Source organism: Salinisphaera sp. SWV1 (assembly GCF_052044155.1).
Lineage (GTDB): Bacteria > Pseudomonadota > Gammaproteobacteria > Nevskiales > Salinisphaeraceae > Salinisphaera.
Genome location: NZ_JBQDYE010000179.1, coordinates 1 through 533 on the forward strand (window position 1 = coordinate 1; position 533 = coordinate 533).

The window sequence follows — 533 nt, forward strand, 5'->3', positions numbered from 1 at the left end:
TACTGAGGTTAAATCTGGCGTATTAATTCTTGCTGCACCTGATGCTCTTGGACGGACTGAGTATTTATATTTATCCCGTGGCGCAGAACTGGATATGAATGGGTATCCTCAGACAATAAGCAAACTACTGACGGCTGCAGGCTCTGTGCTGAACATTCATGGCGGAAGCCTGATACTGAATAATGGAGGAGAATCTGCAGGTACTATTGCAGGGGATGGTTCTCTGAACATAAATGGGGGAATGCTTGATATAACGGGTAATAATCGTAATTTTTCCGGTGTTTTTACCGTGAATAAGGGGGCTCATTTGGCTGTATCCACGGCTGATAATCTGGGGACAGCCTTTGTTGATAACTATGGCACATTAACTCTGAACAGTACATCAGCATGGCAGCTTACCAACAATATCAGTGGTTATGGTAATGTTCGCAAGACGGGAGCAGGTGCACTGAACATTAGCGATAACGCAAAATGGACCGGGATGACAGATATTATTCAGGGGACAGTGATACTGGGGAACGCAGATTCACCGG

Annotated in this window: 1 pseudogene; it reads left to right on the top strand. The window is 45.2% G+C overall.

What is annotated here, in order from left to right:
• Nucleotides 1-533: pseudogene (locus ACS8YF_RS20125) on the top strand (autotransporter outer membrane beta-barrel domain-containing protein); the annotation flags it as partial.